The following is a 26,950-nucleotide window of genomic DNA, read 5'->3' as shown; positions in this document are numbered from 1 at the left end:
ACATCGCAAACAAATCTGTCTATATTAAAGTTATTATACCATTGTTTAGAAAATAACAAATTACTATCATACATTAAGCTCGCTTTAAGTATGTCGTACATTTGAAAAACGAAAAACACTATTTTTGAGAAATTATCGAATTTTAAATAAATGACTTTTTTGACGAAACAATTTTTGGCAACCTGTTTTCTTATTCCCTTATTATTTTTTGGTAAAAGTGCATTCGCTATTGGAGTTAAACCAAATAATCAAGATAGTTTAACCACAAAATCCCCTAAGCAATTAATAGAATACATACAACATTCTACCCTTGAAGAAAGTAAAATCTATGAAATTGCCCTTAACAAAATTTCGGATAGTGATCTAATTTTAGCACAACAACACTATAGTATAGCTTTATTCTTTTATAAAAAAGAGGAATATGAACGTAGTGTTTATTATTTAAACAAAACCGCCAAACTTGCAAAAAAAATAGAGGACGATACGTTTTTATCTAAATGTTATATAAAATTAGGAAATGCTTATCTAAAAGACTGGAAAAATCAAAAATCCCTAGATTCTTATGATCTCGCGCTGAAAATTTTACAAAAGAATAAAAATATAAAATATGAACTCGCAGTAAATTCAGGAATGGCAATGATTCTTAGAAGAATGCAGCAGTTGGACAAAGCGTTAGAGGTTTGTAAAAATGCTTTATTGCTTATTGAAAATTCGTCTTATAAAAACAGTATTGATCACGTTAACTTTATTACCATAATTAGTGAGACGTATCTTGATCAAAAAAAATATGATTCAGTCCTACATTATGCAGACATCGGTATAGCAATGTCTAAACCTTTGGATTATTCTATTGGACATATTGATTTACTGACCAAAAAAGGCATTGTAGCATTTAATAGAAATAAATTACCTCAAGCATTACATCATCTTTATTTAGCTGAGGATATTCTGATAAATAAAAAGATTACTCAAAAAAATTCAATACTAAACCTTTATTATTTTTTGGCAAGTTGTTTTTATGAGCAAAAAGAATATAATAAAGCCATTTCTTACTTGAAAAATACCGAATCACTGTTAGAAGAAAAAGATTCAAGAAACATACGATTTATAGATATTAATAAATTATTTGCAAAATGCTATAAAGTAATTGACAAAAAACAGGAATCAATATATCTGGAGAAAGTCGTAGCACTACAAGCACAGCTTCAGGATGCAACAAACAAAACTGTAACTAAATTACATAAACAAGATACTCAAAAACTAGAAAACACATTAAAAGCGCGTTATAAGGAGTATGTGTTCTTCATACTACTATTTGTCTGTGCTTTTTTGATGTTCATCCTTTTTAAATATTTCAGAAAGCAAAAAAATAATAAAGTGCATTTTGACACATTAATACAAAAAATAAATGCCTTAGAATCCAAAGAAAAGAACCACACAAAAATACAAACAGTCGTAATCAATGATGAGAAAGTAAATGATGTCCTTAATGGATTACATAAGCTAGAAACTCAAGAGTTTTTTTTAAATACCGATTGTGATTTAAGATCAATGTCCAAAAAAGTAAAAACCAATACTACCTATTTATCTAAAATCATTAAAACGCATAAAGCTGAAAGTTTCAACGATTATATTAATGATCTAAGAATCGAATATGCCCTAAAAAGATTAAAGAACGACAAAAAATTCAGGTCATTTTCTGTCAAATCAATTGCCTTAGAAATTGGATATAAAACGGATAATTCGTTTACTAAACATTTTAAATCCAAAACAGGTATAAATCCTTCTTATTATATAAAAAAAATAAACTCAAATAAGATAGACAATTAAGAGCTTATAGAAGCTTAAAAAATCTTCTTTCTTTTTAATTTAAAGCATGTTAGAGTCATACAACATGTATTTTAAATACCATTTTCAACAAGTTTGCATTCCAAAAAAAGCTCTCTAAACTAATCATTAAACTCTACCTTAATTTATTTAAATTACGGTTACTAGTTTATGATTTGACAAGTATTAAAAGTACCTTGATTTAATATTCATTGTTTCACTTAAATATTATAATCATGAAAACAAAAGAACAAAAGACAATTACCTTAAAAAAGCTTACTATAGCTAAGATTAATACAAATTCTATGTATAAAATAAAAGGCGGAGATTGCATAGTAATCGAACCTGATATGGGTACTCATGAGAGCATTTGCGTTTGTGATAACGTATTTTAAATTTAGCAAAAAAACACCTCCATCATTCGATGTTATTTTTACACCCGTATTTTAAATAAAATACGGGTGTTTCATTTTTTCCAACATTTATTTAGGTATACATTGGTATCAAAATTACTGCATGATGTGCACTTGATTAATAAGGGGAAACCGAAAACCTTTGAACAGAGTAGGTAAATAATATCATTAATTTAAAACACAAAATTATGTTATCAGAGATTTTAAAATTAAAAGAGGTTACAAAATTAGACAAAACAGCAAAGCAGTCGATTAATGGAGGTTATTACTGCAGAACGGATATCCGTTGTTCTACAATTCAAGATTGCTGGGAAGCAGGTGCTGATAGATGTCACGAAGGGTATTGTCATATATATTAAACATATAATATATCAACAGTGATTTCGATATACTTTGAGCTAAAAATCATTGTATTACAAATACTTAATTTTTAACAAGAGTAAGCTGAAAACCTTTTCATAGAATTAGGCAAAACAGCAATAATTTAAAACACAAAATTATGTTATCAAAAATTCTAAAACTAAATAACGTTTCAAAATTAGACAAATCAGAAAAGCAATCTATTACTGGAGGATATTACTGTAGAACAAATATTCGTTGTGCCACCACGCAAGATTGTTGGGATGTAACAGGTGATTTTTCCGATAGATGTCACCAAGGTTATTGCCATATATTTTAAACATAAAAATTATTTCTCGCATTTAAACCCTGAAATTATCAGGGTTTTTTTATACCTTCTTTTTTTGATTTATATATATGAGAAACATCCATTCTAAATTGCCAAATGTATCTACGACTATCTTTACGGTAATGAGTAAATTAGCTGCAAAACATCAAGCAATTAATCTATCACAAGGTTTTCCAAATTTTGAAACCGACAAGAAGCTTATTGATTTAGTTACTACTGCTATGCAAAAAGGATATAATCAATATGCTCCAATGCCTGGTTTACAATCTTTAAGAGAAATTATTGCAGAAAAAACCAATTTCTTATATAACAGTAATTATCATCCTGAAACTGAAGTTACCATTACTTCTGGTGCAACTCAAGCAATCTTTACTATTATTTCGGCTTTTATAAATCCAGGTGATGAGGTAATTGTTTTTAAACCTGCTTATGATTCTTATGAACCATCTGTGGCACTTTATGGCGGAACGGTCGTTCCAATTCAGTTGTCAGCACCTAATTTCACAGTTGACTGGCAAGAGGTTGCCACCAAAATCACTTCAAAAACAAAGATGATGATTATTAATACTCCTCATAATCCTAGTGGAACAATTCTATCTAAAGAGGATATGATTCAATTAGAAAGCTTACTCAAAGACACCGATATCATTTTGCTTAGTGATGAAGTATATGAGCATATCATTTTTGATGAGCAACAACATCAAAGTGTAGCTAAATTTCCTGGATTAGCAGAACGAGCATTCATTACTGCTTCTTTCGGAAAAACATTTCATATCACTGGATGGAAAATGGGGTACTGCATAGCACCAAAAGATTTAATGAGCGAATTTAGAAAAGTACACCAGTTTAATGTATTCTGTAGTAATCATCCCATAGAATGGGCTTTAGCAGAATATCTAAAAACCCCAGCAAACTACACATCGTTACCAAGTTTTTATCAGGAAAAAAGAGATTTGTTTTTATCGCTGATCAAAGATTCTAGATTTTCATACACTCCAGCATCTGGAACCTATTTCCAATTGTTAGATTATACTGCTATCACAGATGAAGGTGATGTGGCTTTCGCCGAAAGGCTAACAAAAGAATATAAAATCGCTTCCATACCTGTTTCTGTTTTTAACCTCAATCAACAGGATGATCAAGTATTACGATTTTGTTTTGCAAAAACCGATGATACATTAAAACGTGCTGCCGAGGTTTTGTGTAAGATTTAAAATAACACCATTTATCTGTTTCCTCTTAAAGACACATAATTAACTAATACCACATCTACATGATCATCATTTAAGATCTCTCTGGTTGTTAGAAAATCTATATTAATAATTGGAACTAATATCCAAATATATTTTGTACGGTTAGGGAAATGTTCTTTGATAATATGATAGTCTTTATGATTAGTAGAAATCCCTATTTCTGGTTGTTCATTAATAATTTTTTTAATCTTCTGTATTGTAGCTTGTAATTTTTCCTCATTTCTATTCCTTAAACCATATGGTAAATAATAACTGGTTTTAAATCCTGATTGAGTAAAGATTGGCAACGCATCCGAATAGCGTGTTTCTATGAGAACATTTTGTAACGGATATTTTCTTTTGTTAAAAATCTCTAGCAATTTATTCAATACACTTGTTTCATTATCTTTCTTTAAGTTTTTAATATCTAACCATAATAGAGGATATTGCGACTTTTCTAAAGTTGCAATATAATCTTCGAATTTTAGGTTGATCGTTTTTGCAGGAGGATGATTTATATCAAAAAAGTCTTTCTCAGCATCATAAATAAGATCCAACTCTACTCCTTTGTAGTGTTTTAATGCTGAATGCAGTTTTTCTGTACTATTTACTCTATGCGCCCATATTTTATCGTAATGACCTAAAAACTCCAATTTATAGGGACTAAGGCGATATAAAAATAAAATCAGCAATACAATAGTTGCAACAACAACTCCATTGGTAACCTTTCTAGTAATGATCATAATATGCACAAATTACGGCTTAATTAAAACTTCCTTTTTTTAAGTTGCTATTTCTAAAAATCAAACCGTAACTGAATGATTTCTATCTCTTCTTTTTCCTTCTTTTTTTGGTCTTTCTTACCTGTATTCAGGTTAGAAAGTGAAATTCCTAGTAACCGAACAGAATTTTTCATTTCTGACTGATACAACAGCTCTTTTGCTGTTTCTAATAATATGGCTGCATCACTTACAAAATAAGGTAATGTCTTACTTCGGGTTTGAAGTGTAAAATCGCTATATTTAATTTTTAAAGTTACCGTTCTTCCAGCTACTTTACTTCGTTTTAATCGTTTTTGTAATTCTTCGGCTATATTTTCTAGTCGCTCAAGCATATATATTTCTGAAGAAATATTCTCATTAAAAGTTCTTTCTGCCGCAAGCGACTTTCGTTCTCTATTTGGTTTTACCTCACTTAAATGAATCCCTCTTACAATTCTATAATAATGTCCACCAGATTTTCCAAAATTCTGAATTAGAAACTCTTCAGATTTGGTTTTTAAATCTTTTCCAGTGTAAATCCCCATTTGGTACATTTTGGCTTGTGTAACCTTACCTACTCCATAGAATTTTTTTACATCCAAATCTTCTAGAAAGGTTAGTACTTCTTCTGGATTTACAGTTTTTTGACCATTAGGTTTATTATAATCACTCGCTACCTTTGCAATAAATTTATTAATCGATATCCCAGCTGAGGCTGTTAATCCTACTTCATCCAAAATTCGTTGTCTGATTTCCTGAGCGATTAAAGAGGCACTTGGGTTTCCTTTTTTATTTTCAGTAACATCAAGATACGCTTCATCTAATGATAGAGGTTCCACTAAATCTGTATAGTCAAAAAATATCTTACGGATCTGTTTAGAAATTTCCTGATACCGATCAAATCTTGGCCTTACAAACAGTAATTCTGGACATAGTTTTCTAGCGGTAAAACCAGGCATAGCAGAACGCACACCAAATTTACGTGCCTCATAGCTCGCAGCACTAACAACTCCACGTTTTCCGCCTCCACCAACAGCCAATGGCTTTCCTCTAAGTTCAGGATTATCCATTTGCTCTACAGAAGCGTAAAACGCATCCATATCAACGTGTATGATTTTTTTATGTGATACTTGCTCTTCCAAAAAGGATATACTCTTTACTACAAATTTATAGCTTCTTTGACTAAAGTAATAATGCTCTTTGTATACCTTTACAAAATAAATGAATTTAACATGTCTAAAACTGCTATTATACTTGGTGCAACAGGTTTAACTGGAGGAATTCTTTTACAAAAATTACTTAAAGATGATCGATATGATCATATCAAATTATTTTCCAGAAAAACAGTAGGAATCTCACACCCTAAACTTGAAGAATATTTGATTAATATGCTTCAACTACAAACTGTAACTTCTGATTTTATAGGTGATGAAGTTTTTTGTTGCATCGGAACTACTAATGCCAAGACACCTGACAAAGGTTTATATCGTACCATTGATTATGGTATTCCGGTAACCGCAGCTCAACTTTGTAAACAAAACAATATTAAAACCTTTATAGTAGTCTCTGCCTTGGGAGCTGATCCAAAAAGCCGTGTGTTTTATAATCGTACCAAAGGAGAAATGGAAGAAGCTGTTTTGGATCTAGAAATCTCTAAAACACATATTCTGCAACCATCATTAATTGGAGGTAAAAGAAATGAAAAAAGAACAGGAGAATATTTCTTTAAACAGCTAATGAAGATCATTGATCCTTTATTAATTGGTTCACTAAAAAAATATAGATCTATTAATCCAGAAACAATTGTTTCAAGTATGATTTGGTTGGCAAATCATACATATGAAGATATTAGAGTGGTTTCTGATAAAATCAAAGCAATACAAGAAAAAACCAGTTATAATTAGTTCATATACCGTATCCGTATCTTTCTGAGCTCCTATTAGTATTGAATATTTATAACAGCTTCTACATTTGTCAAAAAAATGTATCATTTAAAAACAAACAATTATGAAGCTTTTAAAAACCCACTATCTGGTATGCTTTACTTTTTTGGTATCAACAGGTGTTTTTGCTCAATCTACAGTAAAATCCTTTAGCTTTAAGAAAGGAGAAATATTAGATATTCTTTTATTGACGACAAAGTCAGGAACCGAAAAGGACTTTGACAAATACAAAAAAACAGCTTTTCCTGTTGCATTCAAAAAAACATATACACCAATGCCAGCTTTTGGTATTAAAGAAACTACGCAAGGAAATATTCAACCTGCAAATTTTATATTCGGTAAATGGAATGACCTAAAAAATCGTGAACAATTTATTTCAGAAATTGAGAGTGTCGTTCCAGATTTTCATGTACAACGCAGAAACATCTGGTCATTATTTAGTTTAACCTATTACGAAATGCCTAGAGATGTTTCTTTTAAAATTGATCGAAATAAATATAATGTAGCTACATCCTATTGGAAAAAAGATGCCGTATCTTTTAAAAAATTCACAGAACTTTGGTTACAAAAATCAACCGCAAAAGGAGGAAAAAAAATTATTCAACTAACCAATGGCAAATCACCTATTGGATATTATCATAATCCTGATTTATTGATTATTACTCAATGGGAAAGCAAAAAAGAATTTGATGCCTTCTACGAAGAAAATCTTAAAATGAATCATAAAGGTATATTACACGTAAATCAATTTGTCCTAAACTAGTATATTAAAAGCCAAAAAACAGATCTCACGAATATGCAATCATTCCTAAATCAACTTGTTTATTTTGGATATTTTCAAAGTCTATTTTTGTTATTTATCTATATTTTCTCTTCCAAAAAAAGAAAAAGTATTAATAGCTATATAGCTTTCCTTGTACTTGTTCTTGCTATCGGATTAACAGGACGCGTACTATATATTTCGGGGTTTTTTGGCGACAATTATCGTTGGGTAATATTTTCTGAGTTTGCTACCTTGCTGTTTGGTGCTACGATCTATTTGTTTACCAGATCTAGTCTATTGAACAAACAATACTCTTATAAAGAATTACTCCATTATGTCCCTGCTTTGGTATACAATACATTTGTAACCATTGCTTTTATCTTACCATCGGATACGGTATTACAAGAACGACTAGAAAGTGGTGAACAGTTTAGATTTACCTTATTTTTTATTGCCATCGGATTATTATTTAATATCACCTACTGGGTGTTAAGTTTTAGAATATTCTTAAAATTTAGAAAAGACATCCAAAATGAATTAAGTTTTACCATAAAATCTCAGTTTTTCATGAATTTTCTGATAGGCATAGGAATCTGTCTACTTTGTTGGTTTAGCATGTTTATTTATTGGCTGATGGGATACCAATTCCTAGATAAATCCGCTTGGCAAGTCATATGGATAAGTATTGCTCTCATCATTCTGTTTATTACTTTTTATGGTATGAAAGAACCTGATCTATTCAAGGTTCCTTTACTAATAACTCATAAAAAATATGCACAATCCAAATTATCAAACCTACAGTTAGATAGTTTAAAATCTCGATTAGAGCATTTAATGGAGGAAAGGAAACCTTATTTAAACAGGAAACTGCTCAAATCGGAATTAGCAGAAATGTTGGGTGTAAGTAACCCAGAAATAGCCCGCTTACTCAATGAAAGAATCGGAATGAACTTTTTTGAGTATGTAAACTATTATCGAATCAAAGAATTTATTGCCTTAGCGAAAACCGATCAAGCTAAAAACATGACCTTCTTTGGTCTTGCTCAGGAAGCAGGTTTCAACTCTAAAACTACATTTAACAAATCATTTAAAGATCTAATGGGAACTACTCCAAAAGAGTATTTCGCACGTCTTTAATCATATTAAAATATCAAAAAACTATGTTCAAAATATTTTTTCTCAGTATAATTACTGTTGTAAGCGCACATGCACAACTTACTGTTCCTGCATTAAGTCCATACTCAAAAACGACACAAACTATTGGGTTGACCGAAATCGAAATTGAATACTCCAGGCCTAGTAAAAGAGGTCGAACTATTTTTGGAGAACAAGGCATCATTCCTTATGATGAGTTATGGAGAACTGGTGCCAATGCAGCAACAAAAATTACTTTTGATGATGATGTTACGATTTTTGAAACACCTGTAAAAAAAGGAACATACGCTATTCTTACCAAACCTGGAATAAGTATCTGGGAAGTTCATTTATACGATTACGAATCCAGCAATTGGAATACCTATGTAAATCGAACACCCATTGCTAGTTTTACTTCTAAAAGCATTATACAAAATGAACCTTTAGAAACATTTTTGATTTATGTTGATCAAATCACATTGGATAGCTCAAAACTTATTTTTGCTTGGGATCAAACCAAAATAGTACTACCATTAAAGTTTGATACACACACAAAAACAATGAACAATATCGAAAAAGCATTTTCTGGCCCAACTGATTTTGATTATTTCCTAGCGGCGTTATATTTACACGAAGCACAAAAGGACTTGGATAAAGCTCTGGAGTATATACAAAAAGTTACAGCTAGTAAAAATGCATTGTTTTTTCAGGTATATAGAGAATCATTAATTCTAGCAGATCTGGATAGAAAACCAGAAGCAATAATAGTAGCTAAAAGGTCTTTGACACTCTCTAAAAAAGCAGGAAATAAAGATTTAGTAAGGTTAAATGAAAAAAATATCAAAAAATGGTCTAGATAAAAAGCATTTTATAGATTCTAGACATTAGATTTGAAAAACATAATGTCTGGAATCTATACTGATAACAAAGATCAATATCATATACTACAAATGATTGAAATAGAACGTAAATTTCTAGTAGCTTCTGAAGCCTTTAAAAAAGAAGCTCTAAAGAGCACTCGCATCTCGCAAGGATATCTAAATTCTAACCCAACACGTGCGGTAAGAGTTCGAATCAAAGAAGAAAAAGGATTCTTAACAATCAAAGGAAAAAGCAATGATTCGGGTACTTCTCGGTTTGAATGGGAAAAAGAAATAGATCACGAAGAAGCAAAAGCACTATTACAATTATGCGAAAAAGGTGTCATCTCAAAAACTCGCTACGAAATCGCAATAGGAAATCACATCTATGAAGTAGATGAGTTTTATGATGAAAATGAAGGTCTGATTGTTGCAGAAATAGAATTATCTAATGAAAATGAAGCATTTTTAAAACCAGATTGGTTAGGAAAAGAAGTTACTGGTGATCCCAGATATTACAACTCTCAATTGAGTAAACATCCATATAAAACATGGTAAAAAATATCATTCGCAGTTTTAATAGATCGTAAACCTTAAAAATATTTCAACGTTAAATCAATCAATTTTTGCTTAAAACCAGTATATGGTGGAGTCATCAACTGAATAGCGCTTGGTAATTTTTGACGAAACATCGCCCGTTCATTAGTAAACTCTATAAAACCATAATGTCCTCTGGATTTGCCTATTCCACTATTATTTATTCCTCCAAAAGGCAAATTAGGATTTCCCACATGAACAGCAGACATATTAATACAAGAACCTCCAGCACTTGTATTCTTCATAAAATATTTAATATTTTTTTTACTCCGACTGTATACATACAAAGACAGTGGTTTTTCTCTAGAATTGATTAGTTCTATCACATCTTCTTTATCACTATAAGTGATTATAGGTAGAATTGGACCAAAAATTTCATATTTCATCAAATCAGAATCTAGCGGAAGATCTGTAACTATAGTTGGTTCAATATAATTTTCGGTCTCATCCAAAGTGCCTCCATAAACTACTTTACCACCTTGTTTTATCGTGTTTTCTAAATACTTTTTTAATCTAAAAAAATGCTTCGCATTTATGATCCTCAGATAATCAGGAGATTGCATCGCGTCATTACCGTAATGTTTTTTGATTTGATCAGATAAGTTCCGAACCAGCTCTTCTTTTTTGCTTTCGTGAACAAGCACATAGTCAGGAGCAATACAAATTTGCCCTGCATTGACAAACTTAGCCCAAGTAATTCTTTGTATTATAGATTTAATATTTGCCGTTTCATCTATAATCGTAGGAGACTTTCCTCCTAATTCTAACGTGACACTAGATAAATGTTTAGCGGCAGCAGACATTACAATTTTACCAATTTCTGGTGCTCCTGTAAAAAAGATATGACTAAATTTCATATCCAATAAGGCGGTGGATGTTTGTACACCGCCTTCTACAATAGCAATTTCCTTCCCTTCGAAGGCTTCTTCAATAATTATTTTCATCACATTTACGGTATGAGAAGTAAATTCTGAAGGTTTAAGAATAACTGTATTCCCTGCGGAAATTGCCGATACTAAAGGGGCAAAAAGTAGTTGCATTGGATAATTCCAGGGAGCAATAATAAGACACATCCCTTTTGGTTCATATTGAATCCAGGATGAAGTTCCTATCATTGTTATTGGACTAGACACATGAGTTGGCTTCATCCAATCCCTTAAATGTTTCAAGGCAAATCTGATCTCAGTAAGTACTGGATAGATTTCTGTAAGGTCAACTTCTGCAGCAGGTTTTCTAAAGTCTTTCCACATAGCATCTTGCAATTCTTTTCTGAATTTTAGAATGCTTTTTTGAAATCTCTTCAGTTTCTTAATACGATCAGAGGCGCTAGAGTTTCCAACGGTTCTGTAGTAAGATTTCTGTTCAGCATATATAGCTTGTATATCTGAAATAGATGTTTCCTGTATATCAGTGACCATACTATATTTTGTTTAGGCGAACAGGGACTGTAATTTCATAGCAACTCCCATATCACCTTTAATTTTCACTTTACCGTTCATTACAGCTCCCATAGGATTAAGCTCTCCTTTGATCAATGCCATAAAATCGTCAAACTCTACATCTACCTGACAATCTGCTGCTTTATCTTCAACAGAAACAAGGTTCTTATCACCCGTTCCATCGATGTATAATTGCTCTTCTCCAAAGTTAAACTTCAGCGTATTTTGTAAACTATCTGCTTTTCCTGCTTTTTCCTGAATTGTTTCAAGTACATTTTCTATTTTACTCATAATCTTATTTTCGTTATTATTATTACTATTTACCTCTTTTTTATTCGCTTGTTGATAAGAAACATCATCGATGACCATTTTTGCAATGATTTCTCTCATAATCTCTGAAGTCCCACCTCCTATAGTTCCAATTCTGCTATCTCTAAACATTCTGGCTATTTTAAAATCTTCCATATATCCATATCCTCCAAAAGATTGTAAACATTGCGTCATTGTTTTATCTGACAATTCTGTTGCCAATAATTTTGCCATTGAACATTCTTTTACGGCATACTTACCATCATTATTTAATCTGGAACAGTATAATACAAATTGTTTACAAGCTTCTACTTCTGAAGCTAATTGGGCCATTCGATGTCTTAACACCTGAAACTTATTGATAGGTCTGCCAAATGCTGATCTTTCGGACATATATTGTAGTGTATATCCCATCGCAGCTTCACAGGCAGCATATCCCATAATCGCTCCCGCCAATCTCTCTACTTGTAAACCACCCATTAAATAATAAAAACCTTGTCCTTCTTCTCCAATAAGGTTTTCCTTAGGTATTTTGACATTATCAAATGCCAATTCTGCGGTATCCGAAGCATGCCATCCTAATTTCTTTAATTTGGTTCTAGAAACCCCTTCTTTATCTAAATCTACAATCAATAAACTTACTCCTTCTGGACCTGCTTTGGGGTCAGTTTTTACAACACATATCACAAAATCTCCATAGATGGCATTGGTGATAAATGTTTTCGAACCATTAAGAATATAATGATCTCCATCCAGAATTGCTGTTGTTTTTATATTAGCGACATCAGATCCAGCCGATGGTTCAGAAATACCAATACAACTGATTTTTTCACCAGAGATAATTCCTGGAAGGTATTTTTCTTTTAATTGTTGAGAACCATATTTCAAAATATAAGGTCCTGACATGTATTGAACTACTGCCTGAGTAATTGCAAATCCTCCTGAAAATACTTTGGCAGTTTCTTCAACAAATATGACATCATAGAAAAAATCAAGGTTTGCTCCACCAAATTCTTCTGGGTAAGAGAGTCCAAGAAAACCCATCTGTCCCATTTTTTTCCATATTTCTCTCGGTATACGTCGATCTTCTTCCCATTGGTCAATATTTGGTATCACTTCTTTTTGTAAAAAAGCCCTAAGACTTTCTCTAAATAGAGTATGCCCTTCATCAAAATAATAGCTATTCATGATTATATTCTTTTTAGATTTTATACTGATTTTCTTGTATAAAATGCGTTGCAATTGTTCTTCTATCCATAATAATGTTACGTGCAGGTAGCTGTAATAATTTATGAATTGCTTTAAGGCTCATTAGTCTCATATCTCCTTCAGAAGCGGCAAAAATTACTTCCTTAGCCGCTACTCTAATCAGATCAGCAGCATTATTCATACAGTTAGAACTTATCGCTTCTCGAACACTTTGATGTTGTTCTTTACTTTTTAGTGTTCTAAGTATGACTCCTTCAAGTATATATATTTGCGAAATAATATCTGCCAACCTTGATAATACTTCCTGTTCTTCCTGAATATCCTGTTGAAATTTTTGCATTGCCTGCCCACTTATTAGTAAAGCAGATTTCTTACAGTTTTCTAAAAATTCAAACGCATATTCTCCAAATGGTTTATTACTATCTGCGGGTTTTAGGTTTCCTGACTGTAAATCCTGGAAAGCCTGCATTGCGGATTCCATTAATGGTAGTTTTCCCTTAAGTGCATATTTAAGAATCGTTCCTGGAATTACCAATCTATTGATTTCATTCGTGCCTTCATAGATTCTGTTACCTCTAATGTTTCTATAATGCATAGAGATTTCACTTTCTCCAGAAAACCCCATTCCACCATGAATCTGTAATGCCTCATCAATTACATATTGTTCTACTTCAGACCCGAAGACTTTTACGATAGCACATTCTGTAGCAAATTCCTGAGCAACTTTTTGTTTCGCTAATAATGGATCTAAACCTTCTGCTCTAAATTCGTCATAAAGCGTATCCATATCACCTCCTAATCGATTCCATCCCGATTCGATAGCATAAATATCGGTTGCCATTTTGGCTATTTTTTCTTGGATAGCTCCAAAGGATGCAATTGGTTTATTAAACTGTATACGCTGATTCGCATATTGTACACCCAATTTAAACCCTCTTTTTGCGATTGCAGATCCCGCTACACCGATCATCAGACGTCCCATATTAAGAGCATTCATTGCAATCTTGAATCCCTTATTTCTCTCACCCAGTAGATTTTCTACAGGTACTTTTACATTTTCGAAAAACACCTGTCTTGTTGAAGAACCATGTATTCCTAATTTGTTCTCTTCTGCGCCTAACATTACTCCCCATTCTTTTTCTACAATAAGACAGGATAAATTTTCATCATCTTCTATTTTACAAAACACCGAAAAGACGTCTGCAAAACCAGCATTGGTAATCCACATTTTTTGACCATTGAGGATATAATGTGTGCCATCTTCACTTATGGTAGCTTTTGTTTTACCAGAATTAGCATCGGATCCAGCTCCTGGTTCTGTCAAGCAATATGAACATTTTAGTTTTCCAGATAGAATATTATCCAGATATTTAGTTTTTTGGGGTGCTGTTCCATAAAACAAAATGGTATTGACACCCAATCCTCTTTGTACTCCTAAGGTTTGAGAGAAAGAAAAACTATCAGACATGATTTCTGAAGCTACTAAATCTGTTTTGATATCACATCCCATTCCTCCGATACTTTCGGGAACTGAAATTGCCAAAAACCCTAATTCTCCAAGTTTTTCTAATATTTCAGGAGCAATTTCGGTTCCTTTTTTACTATCAAAAACTTCTTTAAGCGGTTCTATTTCTTTATTTAAAAAATCCCGAATAGCTTCGCGAAGCATATGATGTTCTTCTGTATAATCTTCAGGAGTAAACACGGTATTAGGATTACTCGTTTTGATCAAAAACTCACCACCTTTAATTGTTTCTAGTTTAGGTTCCATAAAAATTAATTCATAAATGATTTAAGTACATTCGCCAAGCCCATCTTATCGAACCCTAAATGTTGCGCTCCATCGACATATAATGAAACTCCAGTAATATATGCTGACATAGGACTTGATAAAAATGTTACCGCATTTGAAACATCTTCTACTTTACCAAACCTTTTTAAAGGAATAGCTTTTTGTGCTTCTTCAAACATATCCTGAATCTGTTTCGGGTAATTATCCAATCCGCTTGATTCTATAATTCCAGGTGCTACACAATTGATTCTTATATTGAAATCACTCCATTCCTGAGCTAGTGTTTTGGTTAGATTTTCGACTCCAGCTCTTGCAGCTCCCGTATGTGCCATTCCTGGAAATCCGCGCAATACCTCAGCGATAATATTGACAATTACTCCTTGCTTTTGCGGAATAAAAAAAGCATTCGCCATTTCCCTAGTCATGGCGAATGTTCCATTAAGGTTATTATTAATCACCGCATTCCAACCTTTATCATTAATATATTCTGCCAAAGCAGGAAATTGACCTCCTGCATTATTAATCAAAATATCTAATCCTTTATATTTCTCTTTTATCATAGTGGCAAGTGACTGAATCTCATCAGTATTGCGAATATCACAAGCTTTATAGGACAACTCACCATATGCTGATAATTCTTCGGCAGCGGTTTTAAGTTGATCCTCTTTTCGAGAGCATATAATTACCTTTCCTCCAAGTTGCAAAAAATCCTTAGCAATCTGAAAACCTATGCCTGATCTTCCTCCTGTTACTAATATTACTTTGTCTTTAAATGTATCTGACTTAAACATAATTATGCATTTACTTTTTTTGGAATATTAAGCATTGCTCTTGCTTCTTCTATAGAAGCAATTTCTCTTCCGATCATTCTGGCCAAGGAAGCTCCAGCTTCTACTAGTTCTCCATTAGATTTTGCCATATCTCCATTAGGCAAATAAAAATTATCCTCTAATCCTACTCTAAAATTCCCTCCCATTGCGGCGGCAATGGCAGAGAGTTGCCATTGTTTGCGACTAATGACTATAGATTGCCAAAAAGCTCCGTCGGGAACCTGTTTTATTTGATGGATTAGATTTTCTGCAGTTGCTGGTATTCCTCCCATTACTCCCATCACTAAACTATAGCAAGCATTATCTGGCAAAAGTCCCATTGATTTTAGAGGTTCTGCATTTCTGATATGTCCTGTATCAAAACATTCCATTTCTGGGCAAATATTATGCTCATTCATGGTAGTAACTACCTTGATCATATCATCATACGAATTTTCAAAAACACCATTCCAAATAAATTGTTTAGCTCTTTTAGAAAAAATGGCATAATTCATACTTCCCATATTGAACGCAGCCATATCTGGTTTTGTAACTGGCAAATGTTTTAGTCTATCATCTATAGAAAGCCCAATAGCTCCTGTAGAGTAGTTAATAATTACATCAGGGCAATGTTTTCGAACTTCTTGGGTAATTTGTTCGAATACTTCTGTTCTCCAACTGGGCATACCATTATCTTCTCTAGCATGAATATGAACGATTGCTGCTCCTGCATCTACCGCACGTTTTGCTTCTAACCCTAACTCCTGAGGAGTATATGGTATGTCTGGGCAATGTGTTCTATTTGTTGCTGCTCCTGTAAGAGCTGCTGAAAGAATCATTTTTTTAAAAGGCATATCTTCTTAAATTTTATTTTCATTCTCCTGTCCAAACAGGTTGTCTTTTTTGTCTAAAAGCAAGTAATCCTTCCTGTCCATCTTTAGAACTCACCGTTTTTTGAAGCATCTCCATAAGATATTTATGCGTCGATGCTTGTTCATTTATTGTATCCAAGGCTTCCAAGCCTAATCGAATTGCTGTGGGAGAATTTATCTTGATATCGCTAAGTATATCTTCAACAGTTTTTTTCATTGTATCTGGAGTTGTAATGTGCGTAATCAATCCAAAGTTTTTCGCATCTTTTACATCCAGATCATATCCTCTTATACACCAATCAACTACTGCTCGTTTCGGCATTATTTCTAACAACGCAGCCATTACCTGAAATGGGAACAGGCCTCTTTTAACCTCTGGCAATCCTAATGTAATTCCTTCATTACATACTACATAATTAGCTCCTGCCAGAAAGAAAAAACCTCCTGCCAATACTTTGCCTTCTACTTTTGTAATAATGGGTTTATGTACTTTGTTAAAAAGCTCTCCTATAAGCACCTCTTCTTTTGCCAGTGGAATAGAGGATTCGAATTCTCCAACAATTCCCATAAAAGCTTTTAAATCAGCACCTGCACAAAACACATCTCCTGCAGCATCTATAACTATCGCTCTAATTGTATTAGTTTGTTTAGCAAATTGCATTGCAAACGCGATTTCCTGAACCATCTGAGGATGTATGGCATTTTTCTTCTCAGTTCTATCCAAGGTTAAGGTCATTACATGATCTTCTACCTTTAACTTCACAAAAGCATACTTTTGGTTCAGTGCATCTTTAATGAGTGCAGTATCAAAAAAATCCATAGTTAATTTTTATTAATTTTTAACAGTAAAAAACCAGCTTCTACATTATTTCCTTCTTCTACATATACTTCTTCTATAATACCATCTTCATCTGCTTCAATCACTGTTTCCATTTTCATAGAAGAAAGTACTAATAATGGATCTCCTTTTGTAATCTGTTCACCTGTAGCAATATGAATTTTGACAATTTGTGAAGGTATAGGGGATTCGTATCCTCCATTTACCTTTTCTTTTTCTTTTGCTGGAAAGCGATCTTTTTTAATCACACTAACATTACCAATATCTGCAGCGTGTACATAATAATCATTATTCACTTTCAGTATTGAAAAGCTTTTTTGCAAACCACTAATATTAAGACGAATCAAGTTTTGATCTACGTCAATAATATTTGCTTCAGTTTCTTTTTCATCAATAATTACAGTAAAATTATTATCCAAGAATCTATATTGAACAATTACTTCCTGATCATTGATAAGGAAAATTTCTTTATGGTACTCGTAAAAATTATTCCTCCATCCTGAAGGAAGACTTCTTAGTGTTTTTCTTGAAACTTCTCTTTCATTCCAGCTATATAGAGTAGCCGCTAAGGCTATTTCCTCTATATGGTTTTTGGTTAGGTTATTTAATTTGGAAAGATCGATCCGTTTATCAATAAAATGAGTATCATATTTTCCTGCTCTAAAATCTTCATGCTGAAGCAGGGTTTGCAAAAAGCTTTGATTTGTTATGGTTCCTTGACAAACTAAGTGTTTAAGTGCATAGCTAAGTTTATTATGTGCAGATTCTCTATCTGTATCACTTACAATTATTTTGGCAATCATTGGGTCATAAAACATTGAGATCTCTGATCCTGATTCGATTGCTGATTCTATTCGAAGTCCTTCTATATTAGAAAATTCAAACGTATGAATGGTTCCTGTTACAGGCGCAAAATTATTAGCGGCATCCTCTGCATACAATCTAGCTTCAATAGCATAGCCATTTGCTTTGACTTCATCTTGTCTAATTAGTAACGGAAGTCCTTTAGCAGATTCTATTTGCATCTGCACTAAATCAAGCCCTGTAATCGCCTCCGTTACTGGATGCTCAACTTGTAATCTGGTATTCACTTCCAGGAAATAAAAGTTCTGGGTTTTATCATCAAAAATAAATTCTACAGTTCCTGCATTATCATAGTTCAAAGATTTAGCCGCTAAAACCGCAGCTTCACCCATGCTTGTTCTTAGTGCATCGGTCATTACAGGAGAAGGGCTTTCTTCAATTACTTTTTGGTAACGCCTTTGGATAGTACATTCTCTTTCTAATAAATGGATGATATTACCATGTTGATCTCCAAAAATTTGAAATTCAATATGTCTTCCAGATTCAATGTATTTTTCGATCAGTAATTCATCATCACCAAATGCGTTTTTTGCTTCTCTTTTTGCAGAAGCAATTGCATTTTCAAGATCTTTTTCTTCATATACGATGCGCATTCCTTTTCCACCACCACCAGCAGTTGCTTTTAACAATAATGGAAACCCAACTTTTAAAGCTTCTTCTCTTAAAATTGCATCCGATTGCGCTTTTCCTTTATATCCTGGTATTACTGGAACTCCTGATTGTTCCATAATCATTTTTGCATGGGACTTGGATCCCATGGATTCAATAACCTCTGGTTTTGGGCCAATAAAAATAATCCCTTCATCAAAACATCGTTGAGCAAATGAAGCGTTTTCTGATAAAAACCCATATCCAGGATGTATGGCATCTGCGCCAGAACGTAATGCTGCTGCAATGATTTTATCTTGATCCAAATATGACTTAGATGGTTCTGGATCTCCAATATGGATTGCCAAATCTGCTTGTTTAACAAATGGTGCATTTTTATCCGCTTCAGAATATACTGCAACACAAGTAATACCTATCTTTTTACAGGTACGGATAATTCTCGAGGCAATTTCTCCTCGATTCGCAATTAATATGGTATTGATATTTTTCATATTTGTAATAGGATCTTAATGTCTCCAGACACCATAACTACTAGCTCCTTTTATTTCCTGGTTATACAATACGGCCAAAGAAAAACCTAAATAGTTTCTGGTTTCTTTAGGGTTTATGACTCCATCATCCCACAATTCTGATGTAGAATGCCAAGACGAAGCTTTTGACTCGGCTTCTGCGATAAGCATTCCTTCTATCATTTTTGCCTGGTCTTCATTGTAAGGAATCCCTTTTGCCTTAGCTGAAGTTTTTTGAATAATACGCATCACACCAGCTAACTGCTGAGATCCCATTACTCCAATCTTTGAATTTGGGTATGCAAAGAGAAAATTAGGCTCATAAGATCTTCCGTTCATACCATAATTTCCAGCACCAAACGAGGAACCAATCATTAAAGTTATCGAGGGTACTTTACTATTAGAAACGGCATTAATAAGTTTAGCTCCATTCTTAATAATACCTCCTTCTTCATAAGCTTTACCTACCATATAACCTGTAGTATTTTGCAAGAATAATAATGGAATATTTTTTTGATTGGATAATTGTATAAATTGCGCTGCTTTATTAGCAGATTCTGAAAAAATAACTCCATTATTGCCTAGAATTCCTACGGGATATCCGTGTATTTTTGTCCATCCGCATACCATAGTATTTCCATACTCAGATTTAAATTCTGAAAACTCTGAACCATCTGCTATTCGCATGATTAATTCTCTAATATCAAAAGGTGTTTTGGTATCTACAGGAACTACTCCAAGAATCTCATCTGCAGAAAAAAGTGGCTCTTTTATTGGTTGTTCTGGTACTAAATGTGGTTTTGGTTCTGGAATAAAGGCCATGATCTCTCTTGCAATTCTAATAGCATCGAGTTCATCCTCTGCCAAGTAATCAGAAACTCCAGAAATTCTACTATGCATTTCGGCGCCTCCTAACTCTTCATCTGTGGACTCTTCATTAGTTGCCATTTTTACCAATGGAGGTCCTGCTAAAAACACTTTAGCAGAATTTTTTTGAAAAATTGCATAATCAGACATTCCAGGCACATAAGCTCCTCCAGCTGTGGCATTACCAAAAACTACAGAAATAGTAGGAATGCCCATTTCTGATCTTCTTGTGATTTCTCGAAACCCTTCGCCTCCATAATTAAATATCTTGGCTTGATCTGGAAGATTAGCTCCACCACTTTCTACAAGATTTATAGACGGAAGTTTACACTCTCTACTAATCTGCCCTACTCTAAAACCTTTAAAAACAGTTGCATAATCTACTGATCCACCTTTGCGAGTACCCACATTAGAATTAATCATGCAAAGTTTTCCTTCTACTACTCCAATTCCAGAAACACTTGTTCCACCAGTTCCGAATCCATCTTTTTTTTGCATTCCAGCTAATGGCAATAACTCAAGAAATGGACTGTCTTTATCCAATAGTAATTCTATACGTTCTCTGGCGAGTAATTTATTTCGGTTTCTAGCTCGATTTATAGATTTCTCCTTTCCTTGAAAACGGCTTTCTTCAAAATGCTCATCTAGTTTTTTTACTAGTTCAAGCATTGCCTTTTTATTCTCTTGAAAGGAAGCACTTGTTGTATTAATATTTGATTTTAATGCTCTCATTTAATGTGCTTCTTTAATTTCTCTTCTTACCAAAAATTGTTGAAATCGGTATGGAACTATTCCCGAAATACGATGTAGCATTCGCATTTTCCATCCACTAACTATAAAACTTTTTCCTTTTATAAATCCATTCCATATATCTTTGGCTACTTCTTCGGATGTTGTGGTGGCTAATCCATTAAATGTTTTTACTTTTTCCATCTTTCCTGTCTTCTTAAAATTAGTGTCTTTAATCGCCGAAGGACATACACAAATTACTTTTACATTGGAGTTTAGAATTTTCAATTCTTCATGAACACTTCTGGTAAAATGATTGACAAAAGATTTAGTTGCTCCATACGTACTTAGTTTTGGTGTAGGTTGAAAAGAAGTATTAGAACTAATATTTATAATTGTACCTTGATTATTGGTTATCATATCCTTTAAAAACAATCGAGTCATTTTATACAGGTTCACGATATTTACATTGATCATATTCAACTCTCGTTCTGAATCCGTATCATTAATAAAACCATACGTTCCAAAACCTGCATTGTTGATTAGCACATCCACATTCCATTTATTTTTTTTCACCCAATCATAAACTTTTTGTGCGGCATTTGATACAGAAAGATCCTGAACCAAAAAATTAATTTGGCAATCTGAAAATTCCTTTTGTAACCGTAATTTGGATGCTGTGATCTCATCTTTTAAAAGAGCAACCCAAAGCAAAGTATACCCAGCTTTAGCAAAATATCTAGATATTGTAAAACCAATTCCACTGGAACCCCCAGATATCAATACTGTCTTACTTATAACCATATGATTTTTTTTTCGCTATTATGCCATTCCAGAAAATTCTCACTGAATTTATTGTCTATTTCTCCTCGTCTTATTTTTAGTGTTGGTGTTAACAACCCATTCTCTGTATTCCAGGCAGTACGATCTACAACAATAGTGGATACCCGTTCATAATTTGCCAAATCATTATTGAGTGAAACAAGTGTATCGTCCAAAGACAACTCGACTTCTTCTTTTGCCACATCTAATGCAACTTCTGATAGGTTAATCACCGCTATAGGTTGAGGCAGACCTAAACCTGCTACACAGACTTGCTCTACTAATACATTTTTTTCAATTTTCTCTTCCATTGGGTTTGGCGTAATGTACTTCCCTTTACTAGTTTTAAAAGCATCAGAAACGCGCCCTATAATTCTTAAAAATCCTTGTTCATCTACTTTTCCTTTATCTCCACTATGTAACCATCCATCTTTTAGAACTCTTTCGGTCAATTCTGAATCCTTGTAGTATCCTTTCATCATAAAAGGAGACTTCATTAACACTTCTTGGGTTTTAGGATCAATCCTAATTTCACAACCTGGCACAGGTTTACCAACAGAATCGGTAGGAGCATCTCTCATAGGTGTATTTGTAATAGACCCACAAACTTCTGTCATCCCATATGCTTCTATCAAATAAATCCCCAGATTCTTATACCATTCTTTAAGATAAGTAGGGGTAATCGCAGATCCAGTAACTACTAATCGAGCGTTGGTCATCCCCAAACCTTGCCGAATTTTCTTTTTTAAGAATCCAGATAGGATTGGAATTTTAAATAGTATTTTTTGTTTTTTGAGTGATATCTTATTTGCCACACCCAAATAAAATTTTGTCCATATTCTAGGTGCTGCGAAAAAAATTGTCGGCTGAGTTTCTTGTAAATTTTTAGCAAAGGTTTCGATACTTTCTGCAAATGAAATGGTCCCGCCTAATGTCAATGCGCTAGTATAAATACCTATTTTCTCCCCTACATGATTTAATGGTAAATATGATAGTAATTTAGGGCTTAGATTATTTGCAGCTCCCATCCAATCATTCAGGTCATCATTTTTAATAATATTTACTGGTGTTTTATGTACATGCATTACTCCTTTTGGAGTGCCCGTTGTACCAGATGTAAACAAAATGGTCCATAGCTCCTCAGGATCCGGAACATAACCTTTTGACAATGGTTCGTTTTGCGAAATTAGATCATCCCATAATAATCCTTGAGTTACTTTTGCATTTCCTTCATAATGTGGAAAACGAATAATCTGTGTCGTATCTTTTATCTCATTCACATGCCCAGACCAACTGTCTAATTTTCCTACAAAAACGATTTTAGCATCTGATTGCTCTAGCACTTGTCCTAGTTGTTTCCCAGAAAGGTTGTAGTATAAAGGCACTGAAACAAAACCGCCCATCATAATAGCCAAATCAACAAGTATCCAATGGTAACAGTTCTTAGAATATATTGCTACGTGATCTCCTTTTTTTAATCCTAATTTTTGTAAAGCACTGGTCATCTTTGAAGCTTCGATATACGCATCTCGATACGTCAAGATTTTCCAAGAATTCCCCTTAGGTTGTTTCAGAAAAGGAAAGTCTGGTTTCTGATCAATCCAGTGATAAAAATATTCTGGAAGCGAATTGTAATCTGGAATACGTAAACTACTCATAGCAACAAATTAAAAAGTTAAATAAGAATCCATATTATGATCAAACGCTTCACCCATTTTCGACAGATACTCTTCTCCGAAGAATTTTTTAAATGATGCTAAGCCTTTTTCAGTAAGGTGAGGTAACAAGAGACTCCAAATAACCTTTTCTCCGTCTTCATTGGTTTTATTGCCTCTAATCATTTTTTGAGAAGACCAAAAAAACATAGACATCCAAGTGGTTAATGCTAAATTCTTATATACACCAGGAACTGATTCATCTCTCATATTACCAAGTTGAATGGAAAATGCTATCGCGGTTTCTATTTCCTTGATCATTTTAGTACAAAGAGACTCCATTTTTGGTGCAATTAATGTATGTTTCAACATCTGATTATCATGAAAAATAAAAGAGTATTCTTTCTGTAATCTATAATATAGCTGTGCTTCATTATGCAAGTTCTGGAAAGATGGAATGCTTTTTTCCATTCTTACATTGGTCAATTTATCCCATAACTGATTAGTTAACTCTTGTAATAAAGTTTCTTTATCCTTAAAATGATAGGTCATATTTCCCCTACTCATATCCAAAGATTTAGCTAACTCGAATAAGTTCACCGCACCATACCCTGATTTATTAAAGGTTTTAAGTGCTTGATCAAGTATTCTTTGTTTGGTTTCCACGCTATTCTATTTTACACAAATATAAAATAATTTTTATATTAATATAAAAATTAATAGTCATTAATGACTATTTTTAAATAATAAGAATTTAGTTTCCTAAAAATCAAGGTTTAAAAAACTTTATTCTTTTACTTCAATTCTCCTTTTTAGTTGATTTCCTTTTTCGTCCAGCACGGTTATCACATGCTTTCCTACTTTAGGTTTTACTGGCATTTCGTGAAATTGTTTGGTAACTCCTATAAATCGATTATCAATATACCAAAAGACTCTTGTTTCGGGCTGTGTATGTGCAATCTTCAATACAACGTCATTCGTTTTCCCATCAAATCCTTTAGGCAAATACACACTACTATTTGATTTTGGAAAAATAAAATCCATACTATTTTGGAACTCCTTTGTACAATCTGATCGATACGATGGCAATGTTCGATAATCAGCATTTTTGGTTTTAAAATAATATTCTTGCAAAGCTGGTAACACAAACCAGGATTCATGGATCATATCTGTTACGGACTCACAGGAAGAATTAACCTGATATTGTTTTGTAGCGTCTAAATGCACTAATTGATGATATGGACAAGGTTTTGTCTTAATTCCAGCCACTGGAATATATCTTTCATTTGTTGGACATTCTTTTCCTGCCAGAAATCCACTTTTAATACAAACATCAACTTTCACCAAATCATCATAAGGAATAGGAAACCATTCAGAATTTGGCAGTATATTAATTACATCGAACAATACAGGAGCCGCCGAATTTAATCCTGTAAGTTCTGGTCTGCCTTCTCCATCGGCATTCCCTATCCAAACTCCTACCACATAATCCTTACTTGCTCCAATTGCCCACGCATCTCTATTTCCAAAACTAGTTCCAGTTTTCCAAGCAATTTCTCTAGATGAATCATAAAATTCCCAAGCTTCATCTCCTTCTGGACGATTTACTTTTTTCATCGCTTCAAAAGTTAGCCAAATACTTCCTGCGCCATATACTGGTTTTTCTTTTACTTTTTTGCCGAAATCAACTTTTGTATTGGCCAATATTATTGGCTCAGTAAATTCATTCGTAAAATATTCGCTAGAGTTGCTTTGGTAATGATTTAATGTCCCTGCAAAACCTGCATACGTTTTACACAAATCCCAAAGACTTCCCTCTGCTCCACCTACTATCAGTGATAATCCATAATGATCTGCACTATATCTAAGGTTTTCAATTTGAAAAGCATTTAACTCATCTCTAAACCTCTGTAATCCATATTGTTGCAATAACCTGACTGCAGGTATATTTAGTGATCGCGCCAATGCTTTGTTCGCTGGAACGGCTCCACTAAAAGTTTCGTCATAATTCATTGGGGTATATCCTGCAATAACCGTAGGTATATCAGAAACTAATTGTTCTGGTAATATTTCTCCCTTATCCATCATCGCTGCAAATAATAACGGTTTTAATGTACTACCAGTACTTCTACCGGCTTGTATAATATCCACATCTTTTTGGTGTGCTCTATCTGTTGGAGTATTCCCCACATAGCTCATTACTTTTCTAGAGTTTACATCCACAACCAATACTGCCATATTATGAACTTCATTTTGCCTAAGCGTTTCATAATGTCGTTTTACAAGTTGATTTACCTGTTGCTGCAATGATATTTCTATAGTAGTTTGTAATCGCTCCCCATTATTACTTTTTGCCAATCGATCTAATACATGAGGTGCAATTCGCGGAAGTCGATATGGTTTTTCTGGCAGCGGTTCACTAATTGATAATTCATAGGTTAAAGAATCGATTGTACCTTGCTCTAGTAATGTTTTCAGTAATCGATTTCTTTTCGTTAATAAGCGTATTTGATTCTTTCCAGGATATATTAGGGATGGAGCGTTTGGTAATACAGCTAAGGTTGCGCTTTCTGACCAAGATAATTGATGTGCAGGCAATCCAAAGTATCGCCAGGAAGCCATATCAATTCCAACCACATTTCCTCCATAAGGAGCATATGAAGCATATAATTTTAAAATATCTTTCTTGGATGTACCAAATTCAAGTCTGGTTGCCAATATGAGTTCAATTAATTTTTCAAAATACGTTCGCTTTGTTCCTTTTCGTGATAATCTAATGACCTGTTGTGTAATTGTGCTTCCACCACGAACTACTCTTCCTTCCTTTATGTTTTCAATAATAGCATCTATCATTGATATCGGATTAAATCCAAAATGATTATAGAATTGTTGATCTTCAAAAGCGAGAATACAGTGTTTAAACTTTTCTGGTACACTATCTGTTTCTGGAAACCGCCATTGTCCATCGCTAGCAATTTTAGCTCCAAGTAATTCTCCATTTTTCGTTTCAATTACTGTCGCAGTGGGGTCATCAAACAATGGTTTAGGTAAAGATAAATAATACCAAATTAGCAACACTCCGATAACAATCAATCGTTTAGGATGTTTTCTAATATAATTTTTGGGTATTTCGAACACTATAATTTACAATTTATATGCACCTAGACAATAATTCTGAAATTTATACAAATGTCATTAGATATACGACAATACGGTTAGAAAAATACATTAAAACATAAATTATGTGATTCTATTTTATATTCAATTCGAATTCTAATAATAAGTAAATTTCCCCGTTATCATAACACTATACATATTGTAATCGTTAGTTTTATTCTATATCATAACGTATAAACCCCAGAATTTTATTAAATTATGTGACTCTTAAGTATAATTAACCATTATTCTA

The 26,950-nt window shown here is 33.2% G+C and carries 23 protein-coding genes; 9 read left to right on the top strand and 14 right to left on the bottom strand.

Annotated elements, in window-relative coordinates; genetic code table 11:
- Positions 1-159 precede the first annotated feature (159 nt).
- The 4 genes from QBK95_RS17630 (at position 160) to QBK95_RS17615 (ending at position 4,142) form a co-directional block, all read left to right on the top strand.
- Positions 160-1,830, top strand: a complete 1,671-nt coding sequence (locus tag QBK95_RS17630; protein ID WP_280935871.1) for a helix-turn-helix domain-containing protein — start codon at positions 160-162, stop codon at positions 1,828-1,830.
- A gap of 233 nt (positions 1,831-2,063) precedes the next feature.
- Positions 2,064-2,222: a hypothetical protein gene (locus QBK95_RS17625; RefSeq protein ID WP_280935870.1), complete on the top strand. Its 159-nt coding sequence runs from the start codon at positions 2,064-2,066 to the stop codon at positions 2,220-2,222.
- A gap of 206 nt (positions 2,223-2,428) precedes the next feature.
- A complete protein-coding gene (locus QBK95_RS17620; protein WP_280935869.1) occupies positions 2,429-2,599 on the top strand; it encodes a hypothetical protein in 171 nt (56 codons plus the stop codon).
- A gap of 397 nt (positions 2,600-2,996) precedes the next feature.
- Positions 2,997-4,142: a methionine aminotransferase gene (locus QBK95_RS17615; RefSeq protein WP_280935868.1), complete on the top strand. Its 1,146-nt coding sequence runs from the start codon at positions 2,997-2,999 to the stop codon at positions 4,140-4,142.
- Between the two features lie 11 nt (positions 4,143-4,153).
- Here the strand turns inward: QBK95_RS17615 and QBK95_RS17610 are convergent, their stop codons facing one another.
- Both QBK95_RS17610 and dinB read right to left on the bottom strand, forming a co-directional pair.
- On the bottom strand, positions 4,154-4,903 hold the full coding sequence (locus tag QBK95_RS17610; protein WP_280935867.1) for a hypothetical protein: 750 nt from the start codon (positions 4,901-4,903) through the stop codon (positions 4,154-4,156).
- 53 nt (positions 4,904-4,956) lie between these two features.
- On the bottom strand, positions 4,957-6,063 hold the full coding sequence (gene dinB, locus QBK95_RS17605; RefSeq protein ID WP_280935866.1) for a DNA polymerase IV: 1,107 nt from the start codon (positions 6,061-6,063) through the stop codon (positions 4,957-4,959).
- 90 nt (positions 6,064-6,153) lie between these two features.
- Between dinB and QBK95_RS17600 the strand changes: the two genes are divergently transcribed.
- The 5 genes from QBK95_RS17600 to QBK95_RS17580 all read left to right on the top strand — a co-directional run bounded on the left by QBK95_RS17600 (position 6,154) and on the right by QBK95_RS17580 (position 10,179).
- Complete coding sequence (locus tag QBK95_RS17600; RefSeq protein ID WP_280935865.1) at positions 6,154-6,825, top strand: NAD(P)H-binding protein; 672 nt, start codon at positions 6,154-6,156, stop codon at positions 6,823-6,825.
- A 103-nt stretch (positions 6,826-6,928) separates the two neighbouring features.
- Positions 6,929-7,627 carry a hypothetical protein gene (locus QBK95_RS17595; RefSeq protein WP_280935864.1) on the top strand — a complete coding sequence of 233 codons (699 nt, stop codon included), beginning with the start codon at positions 6,929-6,931 and terminating at the stop codon, positions 7,625-7,627.
- 33 nt (positions 7,628-7,660) lie between these two features.
- Entirely contained in the window at positions 7,661-8,764 is a 1,104-nt protein-coding gene (locus QBK95_RS17590; protein WP_280935863.1) for an AraC family transcriptional regulator, read from the top strand.
- A 23-nt stretch (positions 8,765-8,787) separates the two neighbouring features.
- Positions 8,788-9,621: a DUF2911 domain-containing protein gene (locus QBK95_RS17585; RefSeq protein WP_280935862.1), complete on the top strand. Its 834-nt coding sequence runs from the start codon at positions 8,788-8,790 to the stop codon at positions 9,619-9,621.
- A gap of 90 nt (positions 9,622-9,711) precedes the next feature.
- Positions 9,712-10,179 (top strand): CYTH domain-containing protein, encoded by a 468-nt coding sequence (locus tag QBK95_RS17580; RefSeq protein ID WP_280935965.1) that lies wholly within the window; start codon positions 9,712-9,714, stop codon positions 10,177-10,179.
- Between the two features lie 35 nt (positions 10,180-10,214).
- On the opposite strand, the gene QBK95_RS17575 is transcribed toward QBK95_RS17580, so the two are convergent.
- The 12 genes from QBK95_RS17575 to pbpC form a co-directional block, all read right to left on the bottom strand.
- Complete coding sequence (locus QBK95_RS17575) at positions 10,215-11,636, bottom strand: aldehyde dehydrogenase family protein (RefSeq protein WP_280935861.1); 1,422 nt, start codon at positions 11,634-11,636, stop codon at positions 10,215-10,217.
- A gap of 12 nt (positions 11,637-11,648) precedes the next feature.
- A complete protein-coding gene (locus QBK95_RS17565) occupies positions 11,649-13,154 on the bottom strand; it encodes an acyl-CoA dehydrogenase family protein (protein ID WP_348637346.1) in 1,506 nt (501 codons plus the stop codon).
- A 13-nt stretch (positions 13,155-13,167) separates the two neighbouring features.
- Positions 13,168-14,946 (bottom strand): acyl-CoA dehydrogenase FadE, encoded by a 1,779-nt coding sequence (locus QBK95_RS17560; RefSeq protein WP_280935860.1) that lies wholly within the window; start codon positions 14,944-14,946, stop codon positions 13,168-13,170.
- 5 nt (positions 14,947-14,951) lie between these two features.
- Positions 14,952-15,758 carry an SDR family oxidoreductase gene (locus tag QBK95_RS17555; protein WP_280935859.1) on the bottom strand — a complete coding sequence of 269 codons (807 nt, stop codon included), beginning with the start codon at positions 15,756-15,758 and terminating at the stop codon, positions 14,952-14,954.
- Positions 15,759-15,760: 2 nt separating this feature from the next.
- Positions 15,761-16,615: a beta-keto acid cleavage family enzyme gene (locus tag QBK95_RS17550; protein ID WP_280935858.1), complete on the bottom strand. Its 855-nt coding sequence runs from the start codon at positions 16,613-16,615 to the stop codon at positions 15,761-15,763.
- Positions 16,616-16,649: 34 nt separating this feature from the next.
- Positions 16,650-17,468, bottom strand: coding sequence for an enoyl-CoA hydratase-related protein (locus tag QBK95_RS17545; RefSeq protein WP_280935857.1), 819 nt, complete (start codon positions 17,466-17,468; stop codon positions 16,650-16,652).
- Positions 17,469-17,470: 2 nt separating this feature from the next.
- Positions 17,471-19,450, bottom strand: a complete 1,980-nt coding sequence (locus tag QBK95_RS17540; RefSeq protein WP_280935856.1) for an acetyl/propionyl/methylcrotonyl-CoA carboxylase subunit alpha — start codon at positions 19,448-19,450, stop codon at positions 17,471-17,473.
- 15 nt (positions 19,451-19,465) lie between these two features.
- Entirely contained in the window at positions 19,466-21,067 is a 1,602-nt protein-coding gene (locus QBK95_RS17535) for an acyl-CoA carboxylase subunit beta (protein ID WP_280935855.1), read from the bottom strand.
- Positions 21,068-21,868: an SDR family NAD(P)-dependent oxidoreductase gene (locus QBK95_RS17530; RefSeq protein WP_280935854.1), complete on the bottom strand. Its 801-nt coding sequence runs from the start codon at positions 21,866-21,868 to the stop codon at positions 21,068-21,070. It abuts the gene before it with no gap.
- Positions 21,859-23,544: an AMP-binding protein gene (locus QBK95_RS17525; RefSeq protein ID WP_280935853.1), complete on the bottom strand. Its 1,686-nt coding sequence runs from the start codon at positions 23,542-23,544 to the stop codon at positions 21,859-21,861. Before QBK95_RS17525 ends, QBK95_RS17530 begins: the two co-directional genes overlap by 10 nt.
- A gap of 9 nt (positions 23,545-23,553) precedes the next feature.
- On the bottom strand, positions 23,554-24,207 hold the full coding sequence (locus QBK95_RS17520; RefSeq protein ID WP_280935852.1) for a TetR/AcrR family transcriptional regulator: 654 nt from the start codon (positions 24,205-24,207) through the stop codon (positions 23,554-23,556).
- Positions 24,208-24,327: 120 nt separating this feature from the next.
- Positions 24,328-26,679 (bottom strand): penicillin-binding protein 1C, encoded by a 2,352-nt coding sequence (gene pbpC / locus QBK95_RS17515; RefSeq protein WP_280935851.1) that lies wholly within the window; start codon positions 26,677-26,679, stop codon positions 24,328-24,330.
- Between the last annotated feature and the right edge of the window lie 271 nt (positions 26,680-26,950).

This window comes from Aquimarina mycalae, assembly GCF_029906345.1.
Taxonomy (GTDB): domain Bacteria; phylum Bacteroidota; class Bacteroidia; order Flavobacteriales; family Flavobacteriaceae; genus Aquimarina.
Note: the sequence above shows the minus strand (reverse complement) of the source record. Positions and strands in the feature narration are given on the sequence as shown.

Coding starts and splice junctions, on each gene's coding strand:
- QBK95_RS17575 (WP_280935861.1), bottom strand. CDS start 11,636: ATGGTCACTGATATACAGGAAACATCTATTTCAGATATACAAGCTATA.
- QBK95_RS17600 (WP_280935865.1), top strand. CDS start 6,154: ATGTCTAAAACTGCTATTATACTTGGTGCAACAGGTTTAACTGGAGGA.
- QBK95_RS17595 (WP_280935864.1), top strand. CDS start 6,929: ATGAAGCTTTTAAAAACCCACTATCTGGTATGCTTTACTTTTTTGGTA.
- QBK95_RS17610 (WP_280935867.1), bottom strand. CDS start 4,903: ATGATCATTACTAGAAAGGTTACCAATGGAGTTGTTGTTGCAACTATT.
- QBK95_RS17620 (WP_280935869.1), top strand. CDS start 2,429: ATGTTATCAGAGATTTTAAAATTAAAAGAGGTTACAAAATTAGACAAA.
- QBK95_RS17545 (WP_280935857.1), bottom strand. CDS start 17,468: ATGGATTTTTTTGATACTGCACTCATTAAAGATGCACTGAACCAAAAG.
- QBK95_RS17590 (WP_280935863.1), top strand. CDS start 7,661: ATGCAATCATTCCTAAATCAACTTGTTTATTTTGGATATTTTCAAAGT.
- QBK95_RS17560 (WP_280935860.1), bottom strand. CDS start 14,946: ATGGAACCTAAACTAGAAACAATTAAAGGTGGTGAGTTTTTGATCAAA.
- QBK95_RS17565 (WP_348637346.1), bottom strand. CDS start 13,154: ATGAATAGCTATTATTTTGATGAAGGGCATACTCTATTTAGAGAAAGT.
- QBK95_RS17525 (WP_280935853.1), bottom strand. CDS start 23,544: ATGAGTAGTTTACGTATTCCAGATTACAATTCGCTTCCAGAATATTTT.
- QBK95_RS17530 (WP_280935854.1), bottom strand. CDS start 21,868: ATGGTTATAAGTAAGACAGTATTGATATCTGGGGGTTCCAGTGGAATT.
- QBK95_RS17550 (WP_280935858.1), bottom strand. CDS start 16,615: ATGATTCTTTCAGCAGCTCTTACAGGAGCAGCAACAAATAGAACACAT.
- QBK95_RS17555 (WP_280935859.1), bottom strand. CDS start 15,758: ATGTTTAAGTCAGATACATTTAAAGACAAAGTAATATTAGTAACAGGA.
- QBK95_RS17625 (WP_280935870.1), top strand. CDS start 2,064: ATGAAAACAAAAGAACAAAAGACAATTACCTTAAAAAAGCTTACTATA.
- QBK95_RS17535 (WP_280935855.1), bottom strand. CDS start 21,067: ATGAGAGCATTAAAATCAAATATTAATACAACAAGTGCTTCCTTTCAA.
- QBK95_RS17585 (WP_280935862.1), top strand. CDS start 8,788: ATGTTCAAAATATTTTTTCTCAGTATAATTACTGTTGTAAGCGCACAT.
- QBK95_RS17540 (WP_280935856.1), bottom strand. CDS start 19,450: ATGAAAAATATCAATACCATATTAATTGCGAATCGAGGAGAAATTGCC.
- QBK95_RS17580 (WP_280935965.1), top strand. CDS start 9,712: ATGATTGAAATAGAACGTAAATTTCTAGTAGCTTCTGAAGCCTTTAAA.
- QBK95_RS17615 (WP_280935868.1), top strand. CDS start 2,997: ATGAGAAACATCCATTCTAAATTGCCAAATGTATCTACGACTATCTTT.